The sequence below is a fragment of the uncultured Thiodictyon sp. genome (assembly GCF_903828115.1).
Lineage (GTDB): Bacteria > Pseudomonadota > Gammaproteobacteria > Chromatiales > Chromatiaceae > Thiodictyon.
Genome location: NZ_CAIKKU010000373.1, coordinates 1 through 3,460 on the forward strand (window position 1 = coordinate 1; position 3,460 = coordinate 3,460).

The 3,460-nt window shown below is 72.4% G+C and carries 1 protein-coding gene; it reads right to left on the reverse strand.

Annotated features, from left to right (window positions below):
- Positions 1-28: 28 nt before the first annotated feature.
- Positions 29-3,460: formylglycine-generating enzyme family protein (locus tag QZY48_RS13610; RefSeq protein ID WP_295431481.1), on the reverse strand; the 3,432-nt coding region annotated here is incomplete at its 5' end.

Genomic DNA, 3,460 nt, shown 5'->3' on the forward strand with positions numbered 1-3,460 from the left:
GCGCGCGGTGCTCCGCTCCTAACCTGCATCAGGTCTCCTGAACTAGGGCGCACCGGAAGCCAAGAAGACCATCGCGGCCCTCGCGCGTGCGCTGGACGCGGTACGCGCAACGGCAGTCGCGCGCGCCGCCGCCCCAGGACCCGCCGCGGATAACCCGACCCGCGCCGGCCTCACTGGACTCCCAGACCGAGCCATCTTCCGGCGCACCCTCATAGTCGGGATGCCACGCATCAGCGACCCACTCGAAGACATTGCCGAGCAAGTCATAGAGACCCCAAGGATTCGGCTGCCTGCCTTTGACCTTGCGCGTCCCCGCCCTCTTGGTCTCGTACTGCATCTCTTTCCAGTACTCGCCGGTCGTCGGATGGCCCTCGTCGAGGTCGTAAGCGCACCCGCTGTTCCCACCATACCAGGCAATGGGGTCCAGCGCGGGTGCATTATGTAGCCCCAGGATCGCGATGGGACCGCTGTAGAGCGCCGTCCCGGTCCCGGCCCGGCAGGCGTGCTCCCACTGCGCCTCGTTCGGCAGGGTCAGTGCGAGTCCCGGGATGCGCTCGTTGATGCGCGCGACGAACCCCTGCGTATCATCCCAACTCACCTGCTCGACCGGCCGCTCCGGGCTCTTGAACCGGCTCGGATTGTCGTCCATGACGGTGACCCATAGGGCCTGGGTGCAGGGGGTATCGAAGAGCCAGAAGCCTCTCCCGATAGTCACCTGGTGTTGTGGGCCTTCGGCGTTCCTGCGCCCCGGCTCGTCCTCTGGGGAGCCCATCAGGAAGCGCCCCGGCGGGATCCAGCGCAGGCGCTGGACGATCGGCTCGAGGTCTCGGCCCGGAGTGCCCGGCGGTGCGGCAGTGCGCTTGCGCCCCTGGCGGCCAGGTACCGTCGGCTCGGCCGTTGCGGGCGCGACGGCAATCTCCACCCAGAGCCCATAGCGGTCGCGGCCCATGGCGCTGGCCCACTCGGGCCTGGGCAGGCGGTGCAGCGTCAGGCGCTCGCGGTCGCTGCGGATCTCGATCGCCGGGGCGGCGGGGAGCGTCGCCGCGGCGGCGGCACCGTCCAACCGCAACACGACCGTCGGCGGCTCCTGCCCCGGTGCGCCTGCCGGGCCTGGTGCCGCCCGGCCCCATCCGCTCCGCGGGCCGGGCCGCGCCAGGCTCGCACACTCCGCGTCCGACCCGCTGGGCTTGCCTGGCTCAGGGACCTGAACTCGGGCGCAACGGAAGCCAAGACTATCGTAGCGGTACTCGGGCGTGTACTGGTAGCGGTACCCGCAACGGCAGAGGCGCGCGAAGGCGAGCCAGGACCCGCCGCGGGCAACCCGACCCGCGCCGGTATCCGTGGACTCCCAGACCGAGCCGTCGCCGGGGGCGCACTCATAGTCGTCATGCCAGGGATCCTGGACCCATTCCCAGACGTTGCCGTGCATCTCGTAGAGACCCCAGGGATTCGCCGACAGACTGGCCACGTCCACCGTTGCCTGCCGATACTGGCCCTGCTTACCGCCCCGGTAGGGGTAATTGCCGTCGTAGTTCACCTGCTCCGCATCGATGTCCTCACCAAAAGAGAAGGGCGTCGTGGTCCCGGCCCGGCAGGCATATTCCCACTGCGCCTCGCTCGGCAGCGTAGCCGCGAGCCCAAGGACGCGCCCGTTCAGGGCCTCGACGAAGCGCTGGGCATCGTCCCAACTCACCCGCTCCACCGGACGCCCCGCCCCCTTGAAGCGACTCGGGTTCTCACCCATCAACGCCTGCCACAGGGCCTGGGTGCAGGCGGTCTCGAACAGCCAGAAGCCCTCGGTGAACCTCACCCTGTGCTGCGGCCCCTCGTCGGGATCGCGCTCCGGCTCGTCCTGCGGCGAGCCCATCACGAAGCTCCCCGGCTCGATCCAGCGCAGGCGCTGGCTCACCTCGCCCCCATCGGCGGCCTGGACGGAGAACTGCGCCCAGGCGCCATAGGCGTCCCAACCCCAGGCCTGCGCCCAAGACGGTGCTTCACCGCATTCCCAAAACCGCTGGGACTCGTCTCCAGCGTCGAGTACGGCGATACTCAGTTCCCGGTTACCGCTACGCAGGTACGCAAGCGGACTGGCGGCGACCGGGCCGCCCGGCGACAGGCCGGCCCCAGACTCCCGCGCCCAGAGCCGGGCACCGGCCTGAACCAGTTCCAGTGTGTGGGTTTGCAACCCGGGATCACTCCCGTATAAGGGGTCGTAGCCCGGTTTGCGCACGGCGTCCAGGTCCTGGGGGTCCCAGAAGGCGGTGAGCCGATGCAGGGCCTCGGCCACCGGCCCCGCGTAGGCCTGGTCGCTCAAGCGGCTCAGACAGCGCCGGTACCAGCGGCGGGCGCCCTCGCCCAGGTCCGCGGCGCGCCCCGCACGCACCCGCTCGCTCAGTTCGACATAGAAGCGCTCGGCCAGCCCGGCGTCCGCGCGCACGACGGGGAGTGCGCGGGTGTCCGGGGCCAGGCTCAGCAACTCCTCGTACCAGATCTCCCGGGGCAGATAGCCGCGCCAGGTCTCCTGGAGGCGCAGCACCCGCTCGCGCACGGGCGCGCTCAAGGCGTCGAAACGGGCGCGCAGACGGTTGGCCCGCTCCGGGTCCCAGCTCGCGGCATCACTGTGGGTGGCGACGATGGCGGGATGCTGCCAGAGGTCCGACTCCAGGCCCGGGTCGCGCCGTCCGGCCCGCAGCAGCAGGCGCGCGGCGCGCACCAGACTGGGCTCCAGGCGGATGGCGGCGGACAGGAGGGTCAGGAGCCGCTCGAGCGGGCCCTCAGTCCCGTCGGAGGCGTCGTGCGCGTCGTCCAGGCGGGGGCGCTCCCACGGCAGCGCATTCCAGGCGGCGCGCAGGGACGCCGGGCAACGCGCGGGGGCGCAGGGCAGGAGCGCCAGGGGCGCGACCCCGGCCTGCTGCAAGGCCCGCGCATAGGCCAGCCAGCGGCGCTCGCCCGCGCGGTCCGCGCCGCGCAGGCACCCCAGGTCCCCCACCAGGAGCAGCCGGGTCCCGGGGGGCGGCAGCGGACCGGCGGTCGCGCCGCCGGGCCAACCCGGCGCGGCGCGGGTCTCGTGAATCGGCCGGATCAGCAGGGTGCCGGGGGCCGCGTCGCGGGCCAGGCGGGTGAGGAGTTGCTCCTGATCGGACCAGTAGGGTGCCAGGTGCTCGCTGCGATCGGCCAGGACCAGCAGTAGCGGGAAGCGGCGGCGGTGCCGCTGCCGGGGGATGCGCTCCACCTGCCGGCCGCGGCTCAGCCAGCGCACCAACCGCTCGGTGTCCACCGCGCCGCCCTCGCGGCAGCGCGTCAGGTGCGGCTGCAAGCGGGTGCGCAGCTCCCGCCACGGCGCCAGCGGCACGCCCGCCGGGGGCCGCGCGGTCAGCGGCGCGCGGGGGACGGGCGCCCCCAAGACCGGGGGCGGCGTCGGCGCGGCCTCGCGCGTCTCGAAGGCGAGCGGCATCCAGAA